The 18007-nt window shown below is 54.2% G+C and carries 22 protein-coding genes; 13 read left to right on the top strand and 9 right to left on the bottom strand.

The window, feature by feature from the left end:
* Positions 1-53: 53 nt before the first annotated feature.
* From EJE49_RS06640 to EJE49_RS06625, 4 genes are read left to right on the top strand one after another with little or no spacing between them, the layout of a single operon-like run.
* Complete coding sequence (locus tag EJE49_RS06640; RefSeq protein WP_124949616.1) at positions 54-596, top strand: OsmC family protein; 543 nt, start codon at positions 54-56, stop codon at positions 594-596.
* Positions 597-647: 51 nt separating this feature from the next.
* Positions 648-1799: an acyl-CoA dehydrogenase family protein gene (locus EJE49_RS06635; RefSeq protein ID WP_124949615.1), complete on the top strand. Its 1152-nt coding sequence runs from the start codon at positions 648-650 to the stop codon at positions 1797-1799.
* A gap of 16 nt (positions 1800-1815) precedes the next feature.
* Entirely contained in the window at positions 1816-2208 is a 393-nt protein-coding gene (locus tag EJE49_RS06630; protein WP_124949614.1) for a DUF302 domain-containing protein, read from the top strand.
* On the top strand, positions 2205-2393 hold the full coding sequence (locus tag EJE49_RS06625) for a rubredoxin (RefSeq protein ID WP_306308186.1): 189 nt from the start codon (positions 2205-2207) through the stop codon (positions 2391-2393). Before EJE49_RS06630 ends, EJE49_RS06625 begins: the two co-directional genes overlap by 4 nt.
* A 113-nt stretch (positions 2394-2506) precedes the next feature.
* On the opposite strand, the gene EJE49_RS06620 is transcribed toward EJE49_RS06625, so the two are convergent.
* The 3 genes from EJE49_RS06620 to EJE49_RS06610 form a co-directional block, all read right to left on the bottom strand.
* Complete coding sequence (locus EJE49_RS06620; RefSeq protein ID WP_124949613.1) at positions 2507-3289, bottom strand: transporter; 783 nt, start codon at positions 3287-3289, stop codon at positions 2507-2509.
* A 154-nt stretch (positions 3290-3443) separates the two neighbouring features.
* On the bottom strand, positions 3444-3881 hold the full coding sequence (locus EJE49_RS06615; RefSeq protein WP_124949612.1) for a hypothetical protein: 438 nt from the start codon (positions 3879-3881) through the stop codon (positions 3444-3446).
* A gap of 499 nt (positions 3882-4380) precedes the next feature.
* Positions 4381-4869, bottom strand: coding sequence for a thioredoxin family protein (locus tag EJE49_RS06610; RefSeq protein ID WP_124949611.1), 489 nt, complete (start codon positions 4867-4869; stop codon positions 4381-4383).
* 157 nt (positions 4870-5026) lie between these two features.
* Here EJE49_RS06610 and hemC point away from each other — a divergent pair, with 157 nt between their 5' ends.
* From hemC to EJE49_RS06590, 4 genes are read left to right on the top strand one after another with little or no spacing between them, the layout of a single operon-like run.
* Positions 5027-5905, top strand: a complete 879-nt coding sequence (gene hemC / locus EJE49_RS06605) for a hydroxymethylbilane synthase (protein ID WP_370685818.1) — start codon at positions 5027-5029, stop codon at positions 5903-5905.
* Positions 5902-6678 carry a uroporphyrinogen-III synthase gene (locus EJE49_RS06600; protein ID WP_124949609.1) on the top strand — a complete coding sequence of 259 codons (777 nt, stop codon included), beginning with the start codon at positions 5902-5904 and terminating at the stop codon, positions 6676-6678. Before hemC ends, EJE49_RS06600 begins: the two co-directional genes overlap by 4 nt.
* Positions 6671-7690 carry a uroporphyrinogen-III C-methyltransferase gene (locus EJE49_RS06595; protein ID WP_124949608.1) on the top strand — a complete coding sequence of 340 codons (1020 nt, stop codon included), beginning with the start codon at positions 6671-6673 and terminating at the stop codon, positions 7688-7690. Before EJE49_RS06600 ends, EJE49_RS06595 begins: the two co-directional genes overlap by 8 nt.
* Complete coding sequence (locus EJE49_RS06590) at positions 7690-8115, top strand: heme biosynthesis HemY N-terminal domain-containing protein (protein WP_124949607.1); 426 nt, start codon at positions 7690-7692, stop codon at positions 8113-8115. Before EJE49_RS06595 ends, EJE49_RS06590 begins: the two co-directional genes overlap by 1 nt.
* A 59-nt stretch (positions 8116-8174) precedes the next feature.
* Here EJE49_RS06590 and EJE49_RS06585 read toward each other — a convergent pair whose 3' ends face one another.
* Positions 8175-10163 (bottom strand): UvrD-helicase domain-containing protein, encoded by a 1989-nt coding sequence (locus EJE49_RS06585; protein WP_124949606.1) that lies wholly within the window; start codon positions 10161-10163, stop codon positions 8175-8177.
* Positions 10164-10199: 36 nt separating this feature from the next.
* Between EJE49_RS06585 and EJE49_RS06580 the strand changes: the two genes are divergently transcribed.
* On the top strand, positions 10200-11021 hold the full coding sequence (locus EJE49_RS06580) for a symmetrical bis(5'-nucleosyl)-tetraphosphatase (protein WP_124949605.1): 822 nt from the start codon (positions 10200-10202) through the stop codon (positions 11019-11021).
* Here EJE49_RS06580 and EJE49_RS06575 read toward each other — a convergent pair.
* Complete coding sequence (locus EJE49_RS06575) at positions 10942-11778, bottom strand: lysophospholipid acyltransferase family protein (RefSeq protein ID WP_124949604.1); 837 nt, start codon at positions 11776-11778, stop codon at positions 10942-10944. The two genes, EJE49_RS06580 and EJE49_RS06575, sit on opposite strands and share 80 nt — an antisense overlap.
* Before the next feature lie 144 nt (positions 11779-11922).
* Positions 11923-12678: a GNAT family N-acetyltransferase gene (locus EJE49_RS06570; RefSeq protein WP_124949603.1), complete on the bottom strand. Its 756-nt coding sequence runs from the start codon at positions 12676-12678 to the stop codon at positions 11923-11925.
* 337 nt (positions 12679-13015) lie between these two features.
* On the opposite strand from EJE49_RS06570, the gene EJE49_RS06565 reads away from it, so the two are divergent.
* Positions 13016-13636 carry a hypothetical protein gene (locus EJE49_RS06565; protein ID WP_124949602.1) on the top strand — a complete coding sequence of 207 codons (621 nt, stop codon included), beginning with the start codon at positions 13016-13018 and terminating at the stop codon, positions 13634-13636.
* Here the strand turns inward: EJE49_RS06565 and EJE49_RS06560 are convergent.
* The 3 genes from EJE49_RS06560 to rsmI are packed head-to-tail and all read right to left on the bottom strand — an operon-like array spanning position 13618 to position 16407.
* Positions 13618-14481 carry an NAD(P)H-hydrate dehydratase gene (locus EJE49_RS06560; protein ID WP_124949601.1) on the bottom strand — a complete coding sequence of 288 codons (864 nt, stop codon included), beginning with the start codon at positions 14479-14481 and terminating at the stop codon, positions 13618-13620. The genes EJE49_RS06565 and EJE49_RS06560 overlap by 19 nt on opposite strands.
* 28 nt (positions 14482-14509) lie before the next feature.
* Positions 14510-15541 carry a dihydroorotase gene (gene pyrC, locus EJE49_RS06555; RefSeq protein WP_124949600.1) on the bottom strand — a complete coding sequence of 344 codons (1032 nt, stop codon included), beginning with the start codon at positions 15539-15541 and terminating at the stop codon, positions 14510-14512.
* On the bottom strand, positions 15538-16407 hold the full coding sequence (rsmI, locus tag EJE49_RS06550; RefSeq protein ID WP_124949599.1) for a 16S rRNA (cytidine(1402)-2'-O)-methyltransferase: 870 nt from the start codon (positions 16405-16407) through the stop codon (positions 15538-15540). The genes pyrC and rsmI overlap by 4 nt, the downstream gene beginning before the upstream one ends.
* Positions 16408-16431: 24 nt before the next feature.
* Here rsmI and EJE49_RS06545 point away from each other — a divergent pair, with 24 nt between their 5' ends.
* Genes EJE49_RS06545 through EJE49_RS06535 form a run of 3 tightly spaced genes read left to right on the top strand, consistent with a single transcriptional unit; the run spans position 16432 to position 18005 of the window.
* Entirely contained in the window at positions 16432-16770 is a 339-nt protein-coding gene (locus tag EJE49_RS06545) for a YraN family protein (RefSeq protein WP_370685817.1), read from the top strand.
* Positions 16771-16821: 51 nt separating this feature from the next.
* Positions 16822-17412, top strand: a complete 591-nt coding sequence (locus EJE49_RS06540; RefSeq protein ID WP_124949598.1) for a phosphoheptose isomerase — start codon at positions 16822-16824, stop codon at positions 17410-17412.
* Positions 17412-18005 carry a BON domain-containing protein gene (locus EJE49_RS06535; RefSeq protein WP_189941739.1) on the top strand — a complete coding sequence of 198 codons (594 nt, stop codon included), beginning with the start codon at positions 17412-17414 and terminating at the stop codon, positions 18003-18005. Before EJE49_RS06540 ends, EJE49_RS06535 begins: the two co-directional genes overlap by 1 nt.
* Positions 18006-18007: the final 2 nt, after the last annotated feature.

The following is an 18007-nucleotide window of genomic DNA, read 5'->3' as shown; positions in this document are numbered from 1 at the left end:
CAACGTGTCCAATTGGTCACTTACATTTATTGTCACCGCATAAGGAGCTAATCATGCCGGAAGCCGCCGTACTGAAAATGAATACCGTATTAACCCCGATCGATAAAGTGGGGCTGGAAGCGCTCGCCGAAAAAGGCAAAGCCAACCCGCAAAATGTCGTTACCCTGAAAACCAGAACCGTATGCGAAGGCAAATTCCGTAATCTGAGCTACGTGCGCAATTTGCCAGCGCACGTTATCGACGAGCCGCCACATCTGTTGGGTGATGACACCGCGCCTAATCCTTCCGAAGCGGTATTGGCAACGCTCGGCTCCTGTCTGTCGGTCGGCCTGCATGCCAACGCCGTAGCGCGCGGCATTACTCTGAGCAAAATCGAGCTGGAACTGGAAGGCGACATCAACGTGACCGCGGTATGGGGTGTCGGCGATCTGTCCGACAGCAAAGTGCTTGGCTTTACCGATATCCGCGTCAAGATTCATCTGGAAGGCGATGCCACTCGCAGCGAGCTGGAAGATCTGGTCGCGCATGCCAACCACTGGTCGCCTGTTGCCAATACCATGCGTAATCCGGTCGGTGTCACAGTCGCTTTGGCTTGATTGAGGACGGCTGTCCGCTTGCGGCAGCCTGGCAGTGCACAAGGAGTAATTATGCAAGTCGAAATATTAACGTCAGAGCCGCAAACAGACAGCACAGAATCGCTACCCGGTATCAGCGAGCTGATCCGTACCCATTTGTGCCCGCATGTGGTGAACATCGATCTCAAGGGCGAATACCCCGGCGAATTCCTGCACCGGCTGGGCGCGATCGGGGGTTTTGGCGCGATGGTTGCGCCGCAATCCGGCGGTACCGGTTATGGCCTCAAGAATGCGATCCGGGTGATCGAGGATGTGTCGCGAGAATGTGTCTCCACCGGCTTTCTGGTGTGGGCGCAACAAGCCTGCGCCTGGTATCTGCAGAACAGCAGCAATCTCGCCATCCGCCGCGACGTGTTGCCGCTAATTGCCAAAGGCACCGCGCTTGGCGGTACCGGGCAATCCAATGCGATGAAGTCCTGTGTTGCCATCGAAGACAACCGGCTAACGGCCAAGCGGGTTGAAGGCGGCTATCTGGTGAATGGCACCCTGCCCTGGGTATCCAATATCGGCATCGATCACTATTTTCATGTCGGCATTGACGTCGCCAATGAATCCGGCTTGATGATTGCTTTGGTCAAGGGTAACCATCCCGGATTAACGCTCAACCAGAACGCGCACTTTATTGCGATGGAAGGCACCAATACTTTCGCCTGTCATTTCAAGGATGTGTTTGTTGCTAATGAAATGGTGGTGTCGCACCCTAGTGAGTTTGTGCAGTTCCGCTCACGCACCAAAGCGGCGTTTATCCTGATGCAGATGGGCATGGGGCTGGGTCTGGTCGATGCGTGCGTGAGCATGATGAAGCGCTCCAATAAAACTCACGGCCACGTTAACCGGTTTCTTGATGATCAGGCCGAGAGTGTTGAATCCGCATTGTTGGCAGCGCGGGCAGCGTGTTACCGTCTGGCAGACAAAATCGATACCATGCCCGCAGCCAATCACGAACGCGAAACGCTCGCCATACGCCTGGCTGGCAGCGAACTGTCTTTGAAGGCAGCTAATTCTGCGATGTTGCATCTGGGTGCCAAAGGGTATCTGGTCGGCAATGCCGCCCAGCGCCGGGTACGCGAAGCTTATTTCATTGCGATTGTGACGCCGGCGATCAAACACCTGCGCAAGGAATTGCACGATATCGACACCGGCACTTGCGCATGCAGTGCCTGAACAGGAAGGGAAAGTAATGCTCACGTTTACTGTTAATCTGGATGTGGACAACACAGTCGCCAAACTCAGCGAGGCTATACAGGCCGTACCGATGGGGCTGGTCGCGCATATCAACGGTCAGGCCAATGCCGCCAGGCGCGGGCTGACAGTCCCCGCCGACCAGATCCTGGAAGTATTCCGCCCCGATTTCGCGATTCGTGTGTGGCAGGCCGACAAGCGTGCCGGGATCGACATCCCGCTGCGCATCCACGTGTACGAAGCCGAAGGCAAGACTTATGTCGCCATGCGCAGCCCGGTCGAGGTGTTTGCACCCTATGGCAACGCCGAGCTGGATAAGCTGGCAACCGAGCTGGCAGCCGTTTTCGATAACATTTTTGCGTCGCTCACGCCGTACCAGGAGGCATCATGAATACCTGTACCGAAGTTGTAATGCAGAAATGGATCTGCATGATCTGCGATTTTGTTTATGACGAAGCGCTCGGCATCCCCGATGAAGGCATCGCGCCGGGAACGCGTTTTGAAGACATCCCCGATAGCTGGGTATGTACCGATTGCGGCGTCACCAAAAGTGACTTTGAGCTGCTAGCGGAGTGATCACTTTTGGTTGCTTGCGGCTCTTAGTGGGTGAAGCCTATGTACTGCCAAGGAGGCTAACTAAACGGGGGGCTTGTGAACAAGCCATGCCCGTTTAGACTGACCACTGTTTATTAGAATGCGTAACTTACCAGTCCGCCAATGCCGTAGTCGGGACTTCCATTGGCAAAGCCTTTGACCAGATAGCCTTGAGCTTTCAAAGTCTGACTAATTTTGTGATTTACAAACGCAGTCATTTCACTCAGGTTTGAGCCGCTATCCGAAATTTTAGGTCGGAAATCGTAAATTACCCCGGCACTCGTGTTCGATGTCAGTTTGTAAACACCGCCGACCGAGCCAAAAAAGACATTGTTTAGTGGTGTCGTACTCGTGTCACCGTAAACTTTGTAACCCACTGTTCCCAAGGCGGTAATTTTGCCAATGTCTTTGTAGACATTAAATTCGCCAGAATAATCGTTCTCACCGGTGCCTAATCCTTTATTTTTATCTGCGGTGCCAAATTTTACCTTGCCGGTAAAATCGACCACTAGCGCATCAGCACTATTTTGATAAAGATTGTAGGTAGCGCCAGCCACAATATCGCCAAGACCGGATTCGGTGGTGCGTTGGGTGGAAGTGCTGTTTTTTGCTTTGCCAATACCAGGTACCACGCTGCCATCGCCCGTGACGCTCACATACGGAACGGTTAGTTTGAGCGACCAGCGATCAGCTTCATATTTGGCAATCACCGGTATAGATAAAATGTCTGTATTGCTGCTGGTACCGTATTTTCCGGAGCTATAGTCAAACCCTGTGGCTACGCTGAATTTTCCTGGTTCATCGGCCCACACTGTCTGTGCGCATAGGCTGATTAAACCTATTGAGATAATAGCTATGTTCTGTACTTTTTTTTGCATGGTGAGAGTCTCTCGTTTAGATATTTTTCGGCATTTGCTAAAATAATTGCATAGCGGCCTAATTGGCTCAGGTTACGTTCATTTAAGTACAAGATCGTCGCCTTCATGGCAGCTTGCAAAGTGCCTCGGATGGGCACTTTGCAGATGGACTTAATTAACGACCAGGAGCGGATCTTTCTGGACGCTCGATTTTTTCCGGGCGTTCAACTTTGTCTGGACGTTCAGTTTTTTCGATACGCTCTGCTTTCTCAACACGAACAGCTTTATCAATGTGAACAACTTTGTCTGCACGCGCAGCTTTTTCCGCTTTTAATTCAGCTTTGTAAGCAGTTTTGTCCGTGCGTTTTGCTTTGTCTAAACGCTTTGCTGAGCGTACTGTTTGCTGCGCTTCTATACGATCCTGATTCGTTTCAAGGCGAGTACTGGCGTTAGTCAATCCCTTGCTGTCGGAATCGCGAATCAGGTTTTTATCTACGCTAATGGTGGATTGGCTAAGTGGCGTTTTTTCCGTGGTTGTGTCAGCGCCATGGCTTAATCCGGAAAAACCTAGAAAAATCGTAGTAACTGCAACAGTAATTTTAATCTTGTTCATAATAGCCCTATCATATTAATCAATTGTTATTTCAAAACCCATGCGTCAAAGACGTTTGGCAGCTTGTGCAACTTAAGATACTTTTCAGACAAACAGTATGTGGTTAGTTCGGATGTTGACCGATGAAGTGAATCTGCAAATACTTATGATCTCAAGAAGATGCATAGTCGTCTGTCGCTCGTGTCTCGTCCGTACGCCAGCACACATTGTGCTATATCAAATACTAAATCTGACCTGAGGTTTGCTGGTTGATGCATGCCAGATCAGATTTTGACTGGATAAGGCATGATTCAAATATACATGCAGTAAGTGGGTATGCGTGGTGTCAATGTGTAAGCATTTGTTACACATTCGTTACCGAATCGGAATGGGCTGTAAGTCGGGTATGGCGTTAGATGTTTGTTTACCAAATGGCGGCATGTTGAAAGCCGTTGATATTAGAAAGCGCCTTGATTTTGCAATCAAGGCGCTTTCTAATATTTGCGTTATGCTGAAGCCGTCAATGCGCGGCAGGGTGCATCTTCGCCAGGCCTGCATCAATCGCGGCATCCAGATAGCCGCCATAGTAGTCTTCCGGGCCAAGGCCGACCAGCGGGTCTGCTGCAGGCACGCCATTCGGGGTAAAGACGATAATGGTCGGGGTTAGTCTGACTTTTAATGCTGTGGCATAGTGCTGGCCGGTGGTGACTTTGCCGTTAAAGTCGGTCAGTGCGCTATCGCTGCTGATATCGACACGGCGGATCAGGACTTTGCGGGCGTAGTCGCGATTGCGTTGCATGGGGATGAGGTAGTTATGCATGACGCGTTCGCAATAGGCGCAGCCGGGGCTGGTGAAAATGATTAATACCGGTATGCTGGCTCGCTCTGCGAGTTGAGCGTCGTTATGCAGGTTCCTGGCCATGACAATGTTATTCGGGTTCGCCAGCGCCATGCCGGACAGCATCCAGACGCACAGCGCAAATAAACCTGATCGAATATATTTCATCATTACTCCAGAGCGTTGAATGCTTAGCGGTGAAATGCGTATTTTAGGTTAAAATACGATCTAAGTACTTATTCTACCGACAGGTTATATTTTGCAAAATAGTCCAAATCTCCCTCTACCCTCCCAATTGGTCATTGCGTCCCGTGAAAGCGCATTAGCGATGTGGCAAGCGGAGTTCATTGCTGCGCGTTTGCGTGAGCTTTATCCCCAGATGGTCGTGCAGATACTGGGCATGACCACGCAAGGCGACCAGATTCTGGATGTGTCGCTGAGCAAGATTGGTGGCAAGGGGCTGTTCGTCAAGGAGCTGGAAACCGCCATGCTGGAAGGGCGCGCCGATATTGCGGTGCACTCGATGAAAGACGTGCCGATGAATTTGCCAGAGGGTTTCACCTTGGCGGCCATCGGTGAGCGCGAAGATCCGCGCGATGCGCTGGTATCCAATCACTATGACAGTCTGGATGCATTGCCGCATGGTGCGCGTGTCGGCACCTCCAGTCTGCGCCGCGAAAGTCAGTTGCGTGCCCGTTTCCCGCATCTGGTTATTGGTGCCTTGCGTGGCAATGTGCAGACCCGTTTGCGCAAGCTCGATGAGGGCCAGTACGATGCGATCATTCTGGCGGCGGCCGGCCTGAAACGTCTGGGTCTGGGCGCGCGTATCCGTGCCGAATTGCCGCCTGAGCAAAGCCTGCCTGCAGTGGGGCAGGGCGCGCTGGGTATCGAGTGCCTGGCCGACCGTGCCGACCTGATTGCGCTGCTGGCGCCGCTGAATGATGCGGATACCGCCGATTGCGTACGTGCCGAGCGTGGCATGAGCCGCACGCTGGGCGGCAGTTGTCAGGTACCGCTGGGCGGCTATGCTGAAATTGTAGAAGGCGGCTTGAATTTGCGCGGTTTCGTCGCTGAAGTCGACGGTAGTCGTATCATCAGCGGCAGTGTCAGTGGTACGCGCGATCAGGCGGAAGCCTTGGGCGCGGCACTTGCCGAACAACTTATTGCACAAGGTGCGGGCAAGATACTCGCGGAACTATCATTATGAGTAACGGATTGAACGGCAAGGGCATACTGGTAACGCGCCCGGCGCAGCAGGCAGTTGAGCTGGCAGAGCGCATTGTTGCCGCGAACGGCAAGCCGGTATTATTTCCGGTGCTGGAAATACTGGATACGGCTGATCTGGCGCCGCTGTATGAATTGATAGACCGGCTGGATGCAGTGGATATGGCGATTTTCATCAGCCCTAACGCGGTAAACAAGGCGATGAACCTGATCAAGTCGCGCCGCGAATTGCCGGCGAATTTGCAGATTGCTGCTATTGGTCGCGGCAGCAGCCGCGAACTCAAGCATTTCGGTATCGACAAAATCATCGCGCCGACGGCCCGCTTTGATAGCGAGAATTTGCTGGAAATGCCTGAGCTGCAAGACGTGGCGGGCAAGCATATCGTGATCTTCCGTGGTGATGGTGGTCGCGAGATGCTGGGCGATACCCTCACCGAGCGGGGTGCTAAAATCGAATATGCGGAATGTTACCGCCGCAGCCGCCCCGATGTGAATGCGGGCAATCTGATGCGGCAGTGGTCGCGCAATGAAATCAACGCGGTAACGATTACCAGCTCCGAAGGGTTGCGTAACCTGTATGACATGCTGGGCAAACTTGGCCGCCAGTGGCTGAAAACCACGCCGGTGTTCGTGCCCCACGAGCGCATCCTCAGCGTGGTGCATGAGCTCGGTCTGGAACATGGCATACTCACCGAATCGGGTGATGAGGGGCTGATTGACGGCATGACAGCATGGTTTGCGGAACATAATGGCTGAACAAGACGACAAACCTGATCTGCTCGACAAGCTCGGCGATTACCTGAATCCGGCGCTGATTTTTGCCGTGCTCGCCTTTGTGTTTGCGGGCTGGCAATGGTGGCAGACGCGCACCGAGCTCAATGCCATGCGTCAGGAACTCAGTCAGCGCCTGACCAGTGCCAACGATGCGGCGCAGGCCAGTCGCGTGCTCAGTCAGCAAACTGCCGACAATAATCGTGATCTGGCGGTGCATCTGGGCGAGATTCAGGCCAAGCTGACCGATTCGCAGAACCAGCAGATGGCGCTGGAGGCGCTGTATCGCGATATGTCCAAGAGCCGTGATGAGTGGACGCTGGCCGACATCGAGCAGGTGATCCTGACCGCCAATCAGCAGTTGCAGCTTGCCGGTAACGTCAAGGCGGCCATTATTGCATTACAGAACGCGGATGCGCGGTTACAGGCGATCAACAAGCCGCAGTTTACCAATTTGCGCCGTGCGCTCAATAACGATATCCAGCGTTTGCAGACTTTGCCACAAGTGGACACGGTCGGCCTCACTCTGCAATTGGACAGGCTGATTGCTCAGGTCGACCAGTTGCCGTTATCCAGCGATCATGAAATCCCGGTCAAGCCTGTTACTCCGCCCAAGCAGGCGCCGGTCGATATGGCGGGCCGGTTTACTCAGGAAATGTGGCAGGATCTGAAAGGGCTGGTGCAGGTACGCCGTCTGGATACCCCGGATGCAGCATTGCTGGCGCCGGAGCAGAGTTACTTTTTACGGCAAAATTTGAAATTGCGCCTGCTTACGGCACGCATTGCTTTGCTGGCGCATGACGAAACCAGTTACAAATCCGATCTGGAAGCGGCGAAGGTCTGGCTGACCCGGTATTTCAACGTACGCGATAGTCGTACCACCAACGCCATCAAGCAGACCGATAAGCTGATTAACAGCACGGTGAGCATCGAGTTGCCCGCTTTGGCGGACAGCCTGACTGCTTTGCAAAGCAGTCGTCTGGGGCATAAGCCGTAATGCGTGTCTTACTCTGGATATTGCTGATTTTCGCGCTGGCGGTGGGCTTCACCCTGGCGGGGAAATTTGACCCCGGTTACGCTGTGCTGGTGTACCCGCCTTATCGTATCGAAATGTCGCTGACATTGCTGGTCGTGTTGTTTCTGGCGCTGGTGGTGCTGGGAGATATGTTTGCCCGCATCGCTGACGTGACGTTACATTTGCCGAAGAAAGTGCGCACTTATCGCCAGCAACAGCGGCAACAGCAGGGGCAGGCAGCCTTGCTGGCAGCGATGGAGCATTATCTGGCGCAACGCTACCGTGAGGCGGAAACATCAGCGCAACGGGCTATCGCACTGGAAGTGTCCCCAGAATTAGCCGCCAGTATCGCAGCGCGGGCAGCAGAGGCGTTGCAAGCACATACTCCAGCAGTTACCAAAAAATAACCTCAGTCATGCCGAGGGGTGCATCCCGGCAGAGTGCGTTAGCATTTTCCCGCCCTGTTTTATTTCTGCGCCAGCATCGCTTTGATGTTGGCCAGGCGGGCATTGCCCTGTTCGCGCTGTTCCACCGGGTCCGCATCCTGACCTGACAGGCGAATATCCTCATTGGAAATTTCAGCGATGAAACGCGATGGTTCGCAGCTTTGCAGTTCGCCGGCGCGTTTGCGGCGTTTGCAGTAGCTGATAGTGAGTGAACGCTGTGCGCGGGTGATGGCAACGTACATCAGCCGACGTTCTTCTTCCAGCGTACCGTTTTCCACCGATTCGCGGTGCGGCAGAATATCCTCTTCTGCGCCGACCAGAAATACATGGCCGAATTCCAGCCCTTTCGCGGCATGAATGGTGGACAGGCGCACGGCGTCGATTTCGTCCTCGCTGCGATTTTCCAGCAGTGTGATCAGCGCGATGGTCTGTGTCAGTTCAATCAGATTCTTGTCGTCGGCTTCGCCCTTCTTGCCCAGCCAGCCGACGAATTCCTGCACGTTGTTCCACTTGGTCTGTGCCGCGCGCGTTTCATCGTTATCGAAAATATACACTTCATAATCGATGGCCTTGAGCAGGTCGGCCATGATTTCGCTGACCGGTGTGTTGCGTACTCTGGCCTCCAGTGCATTGATATACTGGCAGAACGTCAGCAGCGGTTCGAGCTGACGTTCGCTGACACGGGTTTTAAAACCGGCTTCGAAGGCGGCTTCAAACAGGCTGATCTTGCGCTGGCCGGCGTATTCGCCGAGCTTTTCCAGCGTGGTCGGGCCGATGCCGCGTTTGGGTGTAGTGGCGGCACGGATGAACGCCGGATCGTCGTCGCTGTTGGTGAGCAGGCGCATGTAGGAGATCAGGTCCTTGATTTCGGCCTTGTCGAAGAAGGACTGCCCACCTGACATCACGTACGGCGCTTTTTCGTTGCGCAGCATTTGCTCGAACACACGCGCCTGATGATTGCCGCGATAGAGGATGGCGTAATCACCGAAGCGGGTACGGTGCTCGAATTTGTGCGCCAGCAGACGCATCACTACGTTTTGCGCCTCCTCGTTTTCGTCTTTGGCCGCCAGTATCTGCAATGGATCACCATTGCCGTGCTCGCTCCACAGTTGCTTGTCGTAAAGCCGGGTGTTGTTGGCGATGACGCTGTTGGCCGCGCGTAAAATACGCACAGTTGAGCGATAATTCTGGGTGAGCTGGATAACTTTGAGACGCGGGTAATCGTCATGTAACTGGTGTAGATTCTTCACATCCGCGCCGCGCCAGCCGTAAATGGCCTGATCGTCGTCACCCACCGCGGTAAACGCGCCGGAAATACCGCACAGCTGTTTGACGATCTGGTACTGGCAGGCATTGGTGTCCTGGTATTCGTCGATGAGCAGGTAGCGCAGTTTTTTGCGCCATTTTTCCAGCATCTCGGCGTCACTGGCAAATAATTCAGCAGGCAGGCGGATCAGGTCGTCGAAATCCAGTGCCTGATAGGCTTTCAGGGTGTCCTGATAGCGCTGGTAAATTTTGGCGTAAGTGGCATCGATATCGGTTTCTGCGGTGCTGATGGCGACATCCGGTGAGACAAGTGCGTTTTTCCACGCCGAGATGCGCCATTGCACGCGGCGGATCTCCTGTTTGTCGGTGGATTTCAATATCTCGTTGACAATCTGCATGGCATCGGCAGAATCGAGGATGGAAAACTGTGGTTTGTAAGCCAGGCGATGGGCTTCCTGGCGCATAATCTGTACGCCGAGTGCGTGGAAGGTACACACGGTCAGACCTTTGGCCGGTTTGCCCTGCATCAGTTTGTTGACGCGTTCCTGCATCTCGCGCGCAGCTTTATTGGTAAAGGTGATGGCGGCAATATGATTGGGCGCATAACCACATTCCTCGATGAGGTAGGTGATTTTCTGCGTGATGACACGTGTCTTGCCCGATCCTGCGCCTGCCAGAACCAGTAGAGGGCCATCGAGATATTTGACAGCTTCGCGTTGCGGGGCGTTAAGATGAGACAGCATAAATAGGCGACAACTAATCAGGACATACATTTTAACATGAGCACTTATGCCATCGGAGATTTACAGGGATGTTTCGACGCATTGCAGCAGATGCTGGTGCGTATCGCCTTTGATCCGGCAGTCGATCAGATTTATCTGCTCGGTGATCTGGTCAATCGCGGCGCGGATTCGCTGGCGGTGTTGCGCTGGGCGCGTGAACATGACATCAAGGCGATACTCGGTAACCATGACCTGCATTTGCTGGCAGTGTCAGAGGGTTATGCGACACCACATGTAGGTGACACTTTGCAAGGCATACTCACTGCGCCGGATCGGGTAGAACTGCTGAACTGGCTGCGGCATTTGCCGTTAGCGACCAGTGCGGCGGGGTTTCTGCTAGTGCATGCCGGACTGTTGCCGCAATGGTCGCCGGACAAGGCGCTGGCGCTGGCGGCAGAAGTGGAAGCTGTGTTGCGCGGGCCGGATTACCGGGATTTCCTGCGCGAGATGTACGGCAATAAACCGGCGAGTTGGCATGATGAATTAAAAGGCGTGGAGCGCTTGCGCATTATCACCAACGCCATGACCCGGTTGCGTTTCTGCACACCGGAAGGGGAGATGGAATTTAAAACCAAAGGTGATCCGGCGCATCCACCGGCAGGCTGTCTGCCCTGGTTTCAGGTGCCAGACCGGCAAAGTGCGGGTTCGCCTATCGTGTTTGGGCATTGGTCGGCATTGGGTTTGCGGGTGGAAAGCGATTGCATTGCGCTGGATACCGGCTGCCTGTGGGGCGGGCAGCTTACTGCGTTGCGCCTGGAAGATCGTCAGGTGTTTCAGGTGGAATGCGCGGGGCAGGCAGGGACAAAGCAATGGCAATAGCCGCTTCACTGGCCACGGCGAGATCACGGCGATGCTGGCCCTGATAGGGAATGGCGGGGCAGAAATGTACATGGGCGGTGATGCGTGGCTGTGCCATGACGCGCCAGATCGAGGACAGGAAACCCATGTCGTCAATCCAGATCGCAGCGCGATGATCGTAACTTAATGCTACCGGGTAGCAATCTGCACCCGCACTCACCGCCACCTGAAACAGCGCAGATTTGAACGGCAATAATTGCGTGCCGTCGCTGGTGGTGGATTCCGGAAACATACCCACCGCACTGCCGTCAGTGAGATGCGATACAAAGGCCTGCGCCACATTGCTCAGATCGCGCTGGCGCTCGCGCTGGATAAAAATCGTCCCGGCCATTGCCGCCAGCCAGCCAAATACCGGCCAGCGCCGAATCTCGGCTTTAGCGACAAAATGCACCGGATAGCAGGCAATCAATAAAAACGGGTCGGCCCACGAGACGTGATTGGCCACCATCAGGGCTGCAGCGCTGGGTGGGGTGCCGGTGACGTGCAGGCGTATTCCTACCGAACGTAACATCAGCCCTGACCAGGATTGGATAATGCTGCCGCGCTGCCGTTGCCCCAGCCACGGAAACGCGAGTGCCAGCGTCACGAGTCCACCGATGATCAAGGTGGTAAACCCTAGCGCGCGCAATGGACGTACACAATAAGCAGTGAAATAGCGGGTAAATAGCATGTGCCGGATTTTACCGGATTGCGGTGCAGATGCGGCAATATCGTGCATGTGGTTAAGAGCCGGGGAGAGTTTTTTGGTCCACTAAAAGCACGAAAAACACGAAAAGAATTCAAACAGAATCAAGTTCCCTACTTCCTTTCGGCAAGAGAAGGGCTTTTTTCGTGCCTTTCGTGTCTTTCGTGGACAAAATGTTTACGTCTTGTTCATGAAATGGCGGGCATAGTGTTCATTCATCTGTTTCACCGACAGCAGCATCATGAAATCGGCGCAGTTGAATTCGGCATCCCAGGCTGGTTCGCCGCAGATGTAAGCACCCACTCGCAAGTAGCCTTTGATCAGTGAAGGGGTCGTTACTTTGATATCGTCCTGCAGGCGTTCCAGCGGCAACGGCGTACGCGGAAACACGCGCCATTCGACTGGGCTCAATACTTCATTATGCAATTTATGGTACAGGCTGGCAGCAATGTGGCCGCCATCGCTCATGCTGACGCTGGCGCAACCAATCAGGTAATCGTAATCACGCTGACGCAGATAATCGGCCAGGCCGGACCATAGCAAGGTAATGACCGCACCGCCGCGATAATCCGGGTGCACGCAGGAGCGGCCGATTTCCACCATGCCCTGGCGTAGATAAGTGAGGCGGGTAAGGTCGAATTCCTGTTCGGAATAATAGCCACCGATTTGCGCTGCGCGCTCTGGGGGCAGGATGCGGTAAGTGCCTACTACTTCGCCAGTCCCTGTGTCGCGTACGATAAGGTGATCGCATACCGAGTCGAATTCGTCCTGATCCAGACCGCTGGCGGCGGACACCAGTTGCGCGCCCATTTCTTCAGCAAAAACTTTGTAACGTAAACGTTGCGCCTCACGCACTTCGGTGTTGTCGTGGGCCAGTGTGACCGCCAGACTTGCACGTGCTCGTGGCTGGGCTAGGGCTTGTTGTTCAAGCATGTTGTGCTCCATTGATTTGATGTCTGAATCGTTACAGTAATCAATCAAGGTGACGCGACGATGAAAAATGCGTTACAAATTGGCGACAATCAACGATTTACAAGTAGCCATGAACTTAATAATATTGTAAATAAGAATCATTATCATTATAATGATAAATTTAGTCACCCATATCAACCTTGCAGCCAGCAACCGCCAGCCAGCATTTAACAGGAAATATCATGCTGCCCAAAACTTACCTTCCAAAAGCGGAAAATAAGCTCACTATCAATCCGCCATCCACGCCCCACCTCTGCCAATGCAAGCCCCGCTTACTGTTTGCCTTGGGAGTTGAGTCATGATGGAACCGCAACTCCTGGACATCATGGCGGTAGCACGCATGGTCGTGATACTGGCACACATATTTGCGGTGATAGCAGCAGGAGCCGCTATAGCCTTTGGGGATTACGCTATATTTGGCGGACGGTGTATCAATACTCGTCTTCTACACCAGGCGGGGCGTGTGGTAATTGCTGCCTTGGGCATGCTGTGGTTGACTGGCCTCATTGTCATTTGGCTCGAAACAAGGTTCGAATGGTCGTTGCTGATCGGCCAGCCCAAGCTAATGGCTAAACTGACGGTGGTGAGCCTGCTCTCGCTCAATGGTGTTGCGCTACATCATTTAGCATTTAATCGTTTGCAGGCAGTGCAAAATCACCCTGCTCAAAACACAAAATTGCTTGTTATATTGGGGGCAATCAGCGTTGTAACCTGGTTATATGCCACCTTCCTCGGGCTGGCCAAACCGGTTGCGCCTCTCCTGGGTTATGCAGGTTTCATGGCGTTGTATTTGGCACTGCTAGCGGCGGGCATTGCAACCTCTATTTTGCTGATGAAACCGCGCTTGGTCAGCCGCCTGGCCTCGGTGAGTGCAGGAAATATGCAAACAGAGATCAGGCGTCAGGACTGTCTAGAATAAATCCAGATATTCAATTGTTGCCGCGCCGCATCAATCACTTCCGAGGCGGTCAGTCCGATCGGACCTGTTCCCTGTTTTAGCAGTATGTCAGCAGCAGCACCATGCAGGTAAACTGCCAGCAATGTAGCCTGTTGTGGACTCAGTTGCTGGGCGATAAACGCAGCGATCATGCCTGATAGTACGTCACCCATGCCGGCGCTACTTAAGCCAGGGTTACCGGTAGGGTTAATGAACCAGTGTCGATCCGGTAGCGCACAGATAGTGCCGGCGCCTTTGAGTACAATAATGCTGTGGAAATTTTTGGCCAGCAATTGCGCCGTGTCCATCCTGTCATGCTGGATTGCTTTGAGGTCGTAGCCCATGAGCCGGGCGGCTTCACCTGGATGCGGCGTGAGGATGGCGGGGGCAGTGCGTTGGCGTAATTGCAGGCGCAGATCATGATGAGCGGCGAGCAGGTTGAGGGCATCGGCGTCGATTATCAGCGGCAGGTCACTCGCCAGCGCACGCTGCAGCCAGTTCATGGCGTCACTGCTTTGGCTGAGTCCGGGGCCGATTACCAGCGCGGACAGGTGGTCGAGTTCAAATAATTGTGCAGGTGTGCGCAACATCAGCTCAGGTTGCAGCAGGTCAACGGCTGGTGCATTGTCAGCCAGCAAAGCGACATAGACACGGCCTGCGCCGCATTTCAGTGCCGCACGCCCTGCGAGCAGCGCGGCGCCGGTCATGCTCGTCGCACCGCCGATTATACCTACACTGCCGAGCATACCTTTATGACAGTCTGCCGGTCGCGGTTTCAGTGGCGCGGTGACGAATGCCTGGTTCAGTATATGTTCTGTGGGCTCCATGGCAACGCTCCTTGCGTTGGCAGTTCGGTTAGCTTAAACGCCAGGTCACTTGGTCATGGGCGCGCAGTGGAATCAGTTGCTCGCTGCCGATGTCAATGTGGGCGGGTACATTCCAGCTTTCCTTAACCAGGGTGATGGTGTCCGTATTGCGCGGCAGACCGTAGAAATCAGCACCAAAATGACTGGCGAAGCCTTCCAGCTTGTCGAGGGCGTTGGCGGCTTCAAATGCTTCGGCATAAAATTCGATGGCGGCGTGGGCGGTATACATGCCGGCGCAGCCACAAGTGGCTTCTTTGGCGCTGCGCGCATGGGGTGCGCTGTCGGTGCCGAGGAAGAATTTCGAGCTGCCGCTGGTGGCAGCCTGTACCAGCGCTAACCTGTGCTGTTCGCGTTTGAGGATGGGCAGGCAGTAATAGTGTGGGCGGATGCCGCCCTGGAACATGGCATTGCGGTTGTACAGCAGGTGATGCGCGGTGATGGTGGCGGCAATGTTGTCTGGCGTAGCATTGACGAAATCAGCACCTTGTTGGGTGGTGATGTGCTCCAGCACGATTTTCAGTGCAGGAAAAGCTTTGGTAAGCGGGATCAGGTGGCGCTCGATGAATACCGCTTCACGGTCAAAGATGTCGACGCTGGGGTCGGTGACTTCGCCGTGTACCAGCAACGGCATACCGTGCTTTTCCATCTCGGCGATGACGGCGTAGCCATTGGTAAGCTCGGTCAGCCCCATGTCCGAATTGGTGGTGGCGCCAGCCGGATAATATTTCACCGCATGCACGATGCCGCTGGCCTTGGCGCGGGCGATTTCCGCCGGGTCAGTGTTGTTGGTGAGATACAGCGTCATCAATGGCTCGAACTGCATGCTGGCGGGCAATACAGCAAGAATACGCTCACGATAAGCGCGGGCATCTTCGGTGGTACGTACAGGCGGCCGTAGGTTAGGCATGACGATGGCGCGTCCAAAACGACGGGCAGTGTCGGGCAGGATGGTTTTTAACACTTCGCCGTCACGCAGATGCAAATGCCAGTCATCTGGGCGGGTAAGGGTGAGTTGGGTCATGGGGTATCCTTTGCTTCAGTATCGTCGCGCATGTCCAGCGCGAGTTGATAACAGGTGTTTTTCTTGACGCCAGTGAGTTTGGCGGCGATATGTGCGGCCTGTTTCAGCGGCAATTCTTCTAGCAATATAGCCAGGGTGTCGCGTAGTTGGCGTTGGTCTTCATCGCTCTCTACTGGTTTGGCGCCTTCGACGATGAGGACGAATTCACCCTTTTGCCGGTTTGGGTCGGCAGCCAGCCAGGCGCTGGCTTCGCCTAAAGGCAGACTGTGGATGGTCTCGAATAGTTTCGTCAGTTCGCGGGCAAAGGTGACGCGACGCTCGGCTTCGAAAATGGTGGCGAGGTCGGCGATGCACTCGGTGATGCGGTGCGGTGCTTCATAGAATATCAACGCATACGGCAGCGTTACCAAGGTCTGTAATGCAACACGGCGATGGCTGGATTTAGCGGGAAGGAAGCCGTAAAACAGCCAGTGCGGTGCGACGATGCCCGCAGCCGATAACGCGCACACTACGGCACTGGCACCGGGGACAGGTACTACACGGATGTCGGCAGCGTGAGCGGCGGCAACCAGCAGCGTGCCGGGATCGCTGATTGCAGGGGTGCCGGCATCGGTGATGATCGCAACATTTTTGCCCGCTTGCATGTCAGCAATCAGACGTGGTGTTGCCTGCTGTTCATTGTGCTCGTGCAGTGCCACGAATTTGGCAGAAATGCCCAGACGCGACAGCAATTGCCCGCTGTGACGGGTGTCTTCTGCAGCAACCAGGTCGACAGATTTGAGCACTTCCAGCGCGCGTTGGGTAATATCGCCTAAATTCCCGATGGGTGTGGCGACGACATATAATGAGCCGGGTGGAGTATGCATGGCTTCATTTTAGCATAGGAAGATATGATGGTTTCTCGTGGTGCAGCTGCCGAACAGACGGCCGCAGATTATTTGACGCAGCAAGGCCTGGTGCTGGTGGAGCGTAATTTCCGCTGCCGTCTGGGCGAGATCGACCTGATCATGCGGGATGGGCAAACGCTGGTGTTCATAGAAGTGCGTCAGCGCGCCAGTCAGCAATTCGGTGGTGCCGCGGGCAGTATCGATGGCCGTAAACAGCAAAAACTGATTGCGACGGCGCAGCAGTATCTGGCGCGGCTGGGTAAAACTCCACCGTGCCGCTTTGATGCGCTGTTGTTGCAAGGCCAGAGCATGGAATGGATACGTGATGCTTTCGGTGCATAGTCATCCCCTTATGGCATAATTGCCGCTATCTTTACTTAACAGTTGGTCGTCATGGATTTAACTTCCCACATTACCGAACTATTCAACGACAGTGCACGTCTAAAAATGGAGGCGGCCACCAGCCTTGCACCGCAGATCGCAGCGGCGGTGGAATTAATCAGCCAGAGTCTGTTGGCAGACGGCAAGATACTCGCTTGTGGTAATGGTGGTTCGGCGGCGGATGCACAGCATTTTGCTTCCGAACTGATTAACCGCTTCGAGATGGAGCGCCCGGGGCTGGCGGCAATCGCGCTGACCACGGACAGCTCGGCATTGACCTCGATTGCCAATGACTATGATTTCAGTGTTATTTTTTCCAAACAGGTCACTGCACTGGGTCATGAGGGTGATGTGTTGCTGGCGATTTCCACCAGCGGTAATTCGCGCAATGTGGTCGAAGCCGTCGCAGCGGCGCATGGCCGTGATATGCGGGTGGTGGCGTTAACGGGCGATGGCGGCGGCTTGCTCAGCGAATTGCTGGGTGATGATGATGTGCATATTTGCGTGCCCTCCACGAGTACCGCGCGCATACAGGAAGTGCATTTACTTGCCATTCATTGTTTATGTGATGGCATCGATAGAATCATTCTAGGAGTGGAATAATGCGTAAATTAGTAATGGTAGCGGTTTTAGGTTTGGCGTTGTTACAGCTACAGGGTTGTGTGCCGCTAGTGGCGACAGGTGCGGGTGCGGGTGTGTTGATGGCAAATGACAGACGCAGTTCCGGTGCTTATGTCGAAGACCAGGAAATCGAATTGCGCACCTCCAACCGGGTAGGCGATGCTTTCCCTTCCGACTATGTACATGTAAATGTCACCAGTTATAACCGTGCGGTGCTGCTGACTGGCGAAGTGCCAGACGAGGCGACTAAGCAAAAGATTTACGATATTGCCAAAGCCGTGGGCAATGTTAAAAATGTGACCAATGAACTGGTGATCGCGCCACCGGCGTTGTTGTCGGCGCGTACCAATGATGCTTATGTAACAACCAAAGTGAAAACCCGTTTTATTGATGCCAAGCGTTTCCCGGTTACCGCGGTGAAAGTGGTCACGGAAAATAAAGTGGTGTATTTAATGGGTCTGGTGACTGATCAGGAAGGTACTGATGCAGCGCAGATCGCCAGCACTACCGCAGGCGTGGCCAAAGTCGTGAAGATGTTCGAGTATGTTGTGCTCGTGCCCAAGAACGGTAATTGATT

Origin of the sequence: Sulfuriferula thiophila (assembly GCF_003864975.1) — a bacterium.
Taxonomy (GTDB): domain Bacteria; phylum Pseudomonadota; class Gammaproteobacteria; order Burkholderiales; family Sulfuriferulaceae; genus Sulfuriferula; species Sulfuriferula thiophila.
Note: the sequence above shows the minus strand (reverse complement) of the source record. Positions and strands in the feature narration are given on the sequence as shown.

Coding starts and splice junctions, on each gene's coding strand:
- EJE49_RS06630 (WP_124949614.1), top strand. CDS start 1,816: ATGCTCACGTTTACTGTTAATCTGGATGTGGACAACACAGTCGCCAAA.
- EJE49_RS06620 (WP_124949613.1), bottom strand. CDS start 3,289: ATGCAAAAAAAAGTACAGAACATAGCTATTATCTCAATAGGTTTAATC.
- EJE49_RS06540 (WP_124949598.1), top strand. CDS start 16,822: ATGGATTTAACTTCCCACATTACCGAACTATTCAACGACAGTGCACGT.
- EJE49_RS06565 (WP_124949602.1), top strand. CDS start 13,016: ATGATGGAACCGCAACTCCTGGACATCATGGCGGTAGCACGCATGGTC.
- EJE49_RS06570 (WP_124949603.1), bottom strand. CDS start 12,678: ATGCTTGAACAACAAGCCCTAGCCCAGCCACGAGCACGTGCAAGTCTG.
- EJE49_RS06560 (WP_124949601.1), bottom strand. CDS start 14,481: ATGGAGCCCACAGAACATATACTGAACCAGGCATTCGTCACCGCGCCA.
- hemC (WP_370685818.1), top strand. CDS start 5,027: ATGTGGCAAGCGGAGTTCATTGCTGCGCGTTTGCGTGAGCTTTATCCC.
- EJE49_RS06610 (WP_124949611.1), bottom strand. CDS start 4,869: ATGATGAAATATATTCGATCAGGTTTATTTGCGCTGTGCGTCTGGATG.
- pyrC (WP_124949600.1), bottom strand. CDS start 15,541: ATGACCCAACTCACCCTTACCCGCCCAGATGACTGGCATTTGCATCTG.
- EJE49_RS06635 (WP_124949615.1), top strand. CDS start 648: ATGCAAGTCGAAATATTAACGTCAGAGCCGCAAACAGACAGCACAGAA.
- EJE49_RS06575 (WP_124949604.1), bottom strand. CDS start 11,778: ATGCACGATATTGCCGCATCTGCACCGCAATCCGGTAAAATCCGGCAC.
- EJE49_RS06580 (WP_124949605.1), top strand. CDS start 10,200: ATGAGCACTTATGCCATCGGAGATTTACAGGGATGTTTCGACGCATTG.
- EJE49_RS06535 (WP_189941739.1), top strand. CDS start 17,412: ATGCGTAAATTAGTAATGGTAGCGGTTTTAGGTTTGGCGTTGTTACAG.
- EJE49_RS06615 (WP_124949612.1), bottom strand. CDS start 3,881: ATGAACAAGATTAAAATTACTGTTGCAGTTACTACGATTTTTCTAGGT.
- EJE49_RS06640 (WP_124949616.1), top strand. CDS start 54: ATGCCGGAAGCCGCCGTACTGAAAATGAATACCGTATTAACCCCGATC.
- EJE49_RS06600 (WP_124949609.1), top strand. CDS start 5,902: ATGAGTAACGGATTGAACGGCAAGGGCATACTGGTAACGCGCCCGGCG.
- rsmI (WP_124949599.1), bottom strand. CDS start 16,407: ATGCATACTCCACCCGGCTCATTATATGTCGTCGCCACACCCATCGGG.
- EJE49_RS06545 (WP_370685817.1), top strand. CDS start 16,432: ATGATGGTTTCTCGTGGTGCAGCTGCCGAACAGACGGCCGCAGATTAT.
- EJE49_RS06595 (WP_124949608.1), top strand. CDS start 6,671: ATGGCTGAACAAGACGACAAACCTGATCTGCTCGACAAGCTCGGCGAT.
- EJE49_RS06625 (WP_306308186.1), top strand. CDS start 2,205: ATGAATACCTGTACCGAAGTTGTAATGCAGAAATGGATCTGCATGATC.
- EJE49_RS06585 (WP_124949606.1), bottom strand. CDS start 10,163: ATGCTGTCTCATCTTAACGCCCCGCAACGCGAAGCTGTCAAATATCTC.
- EJE49_RS06590 (WP_124949607.1), top strand. CDS start 7,690: ATGCGTGTCTTACTCTGGATATTGCTGATTTTCGCGCTGGCGGTGGGC.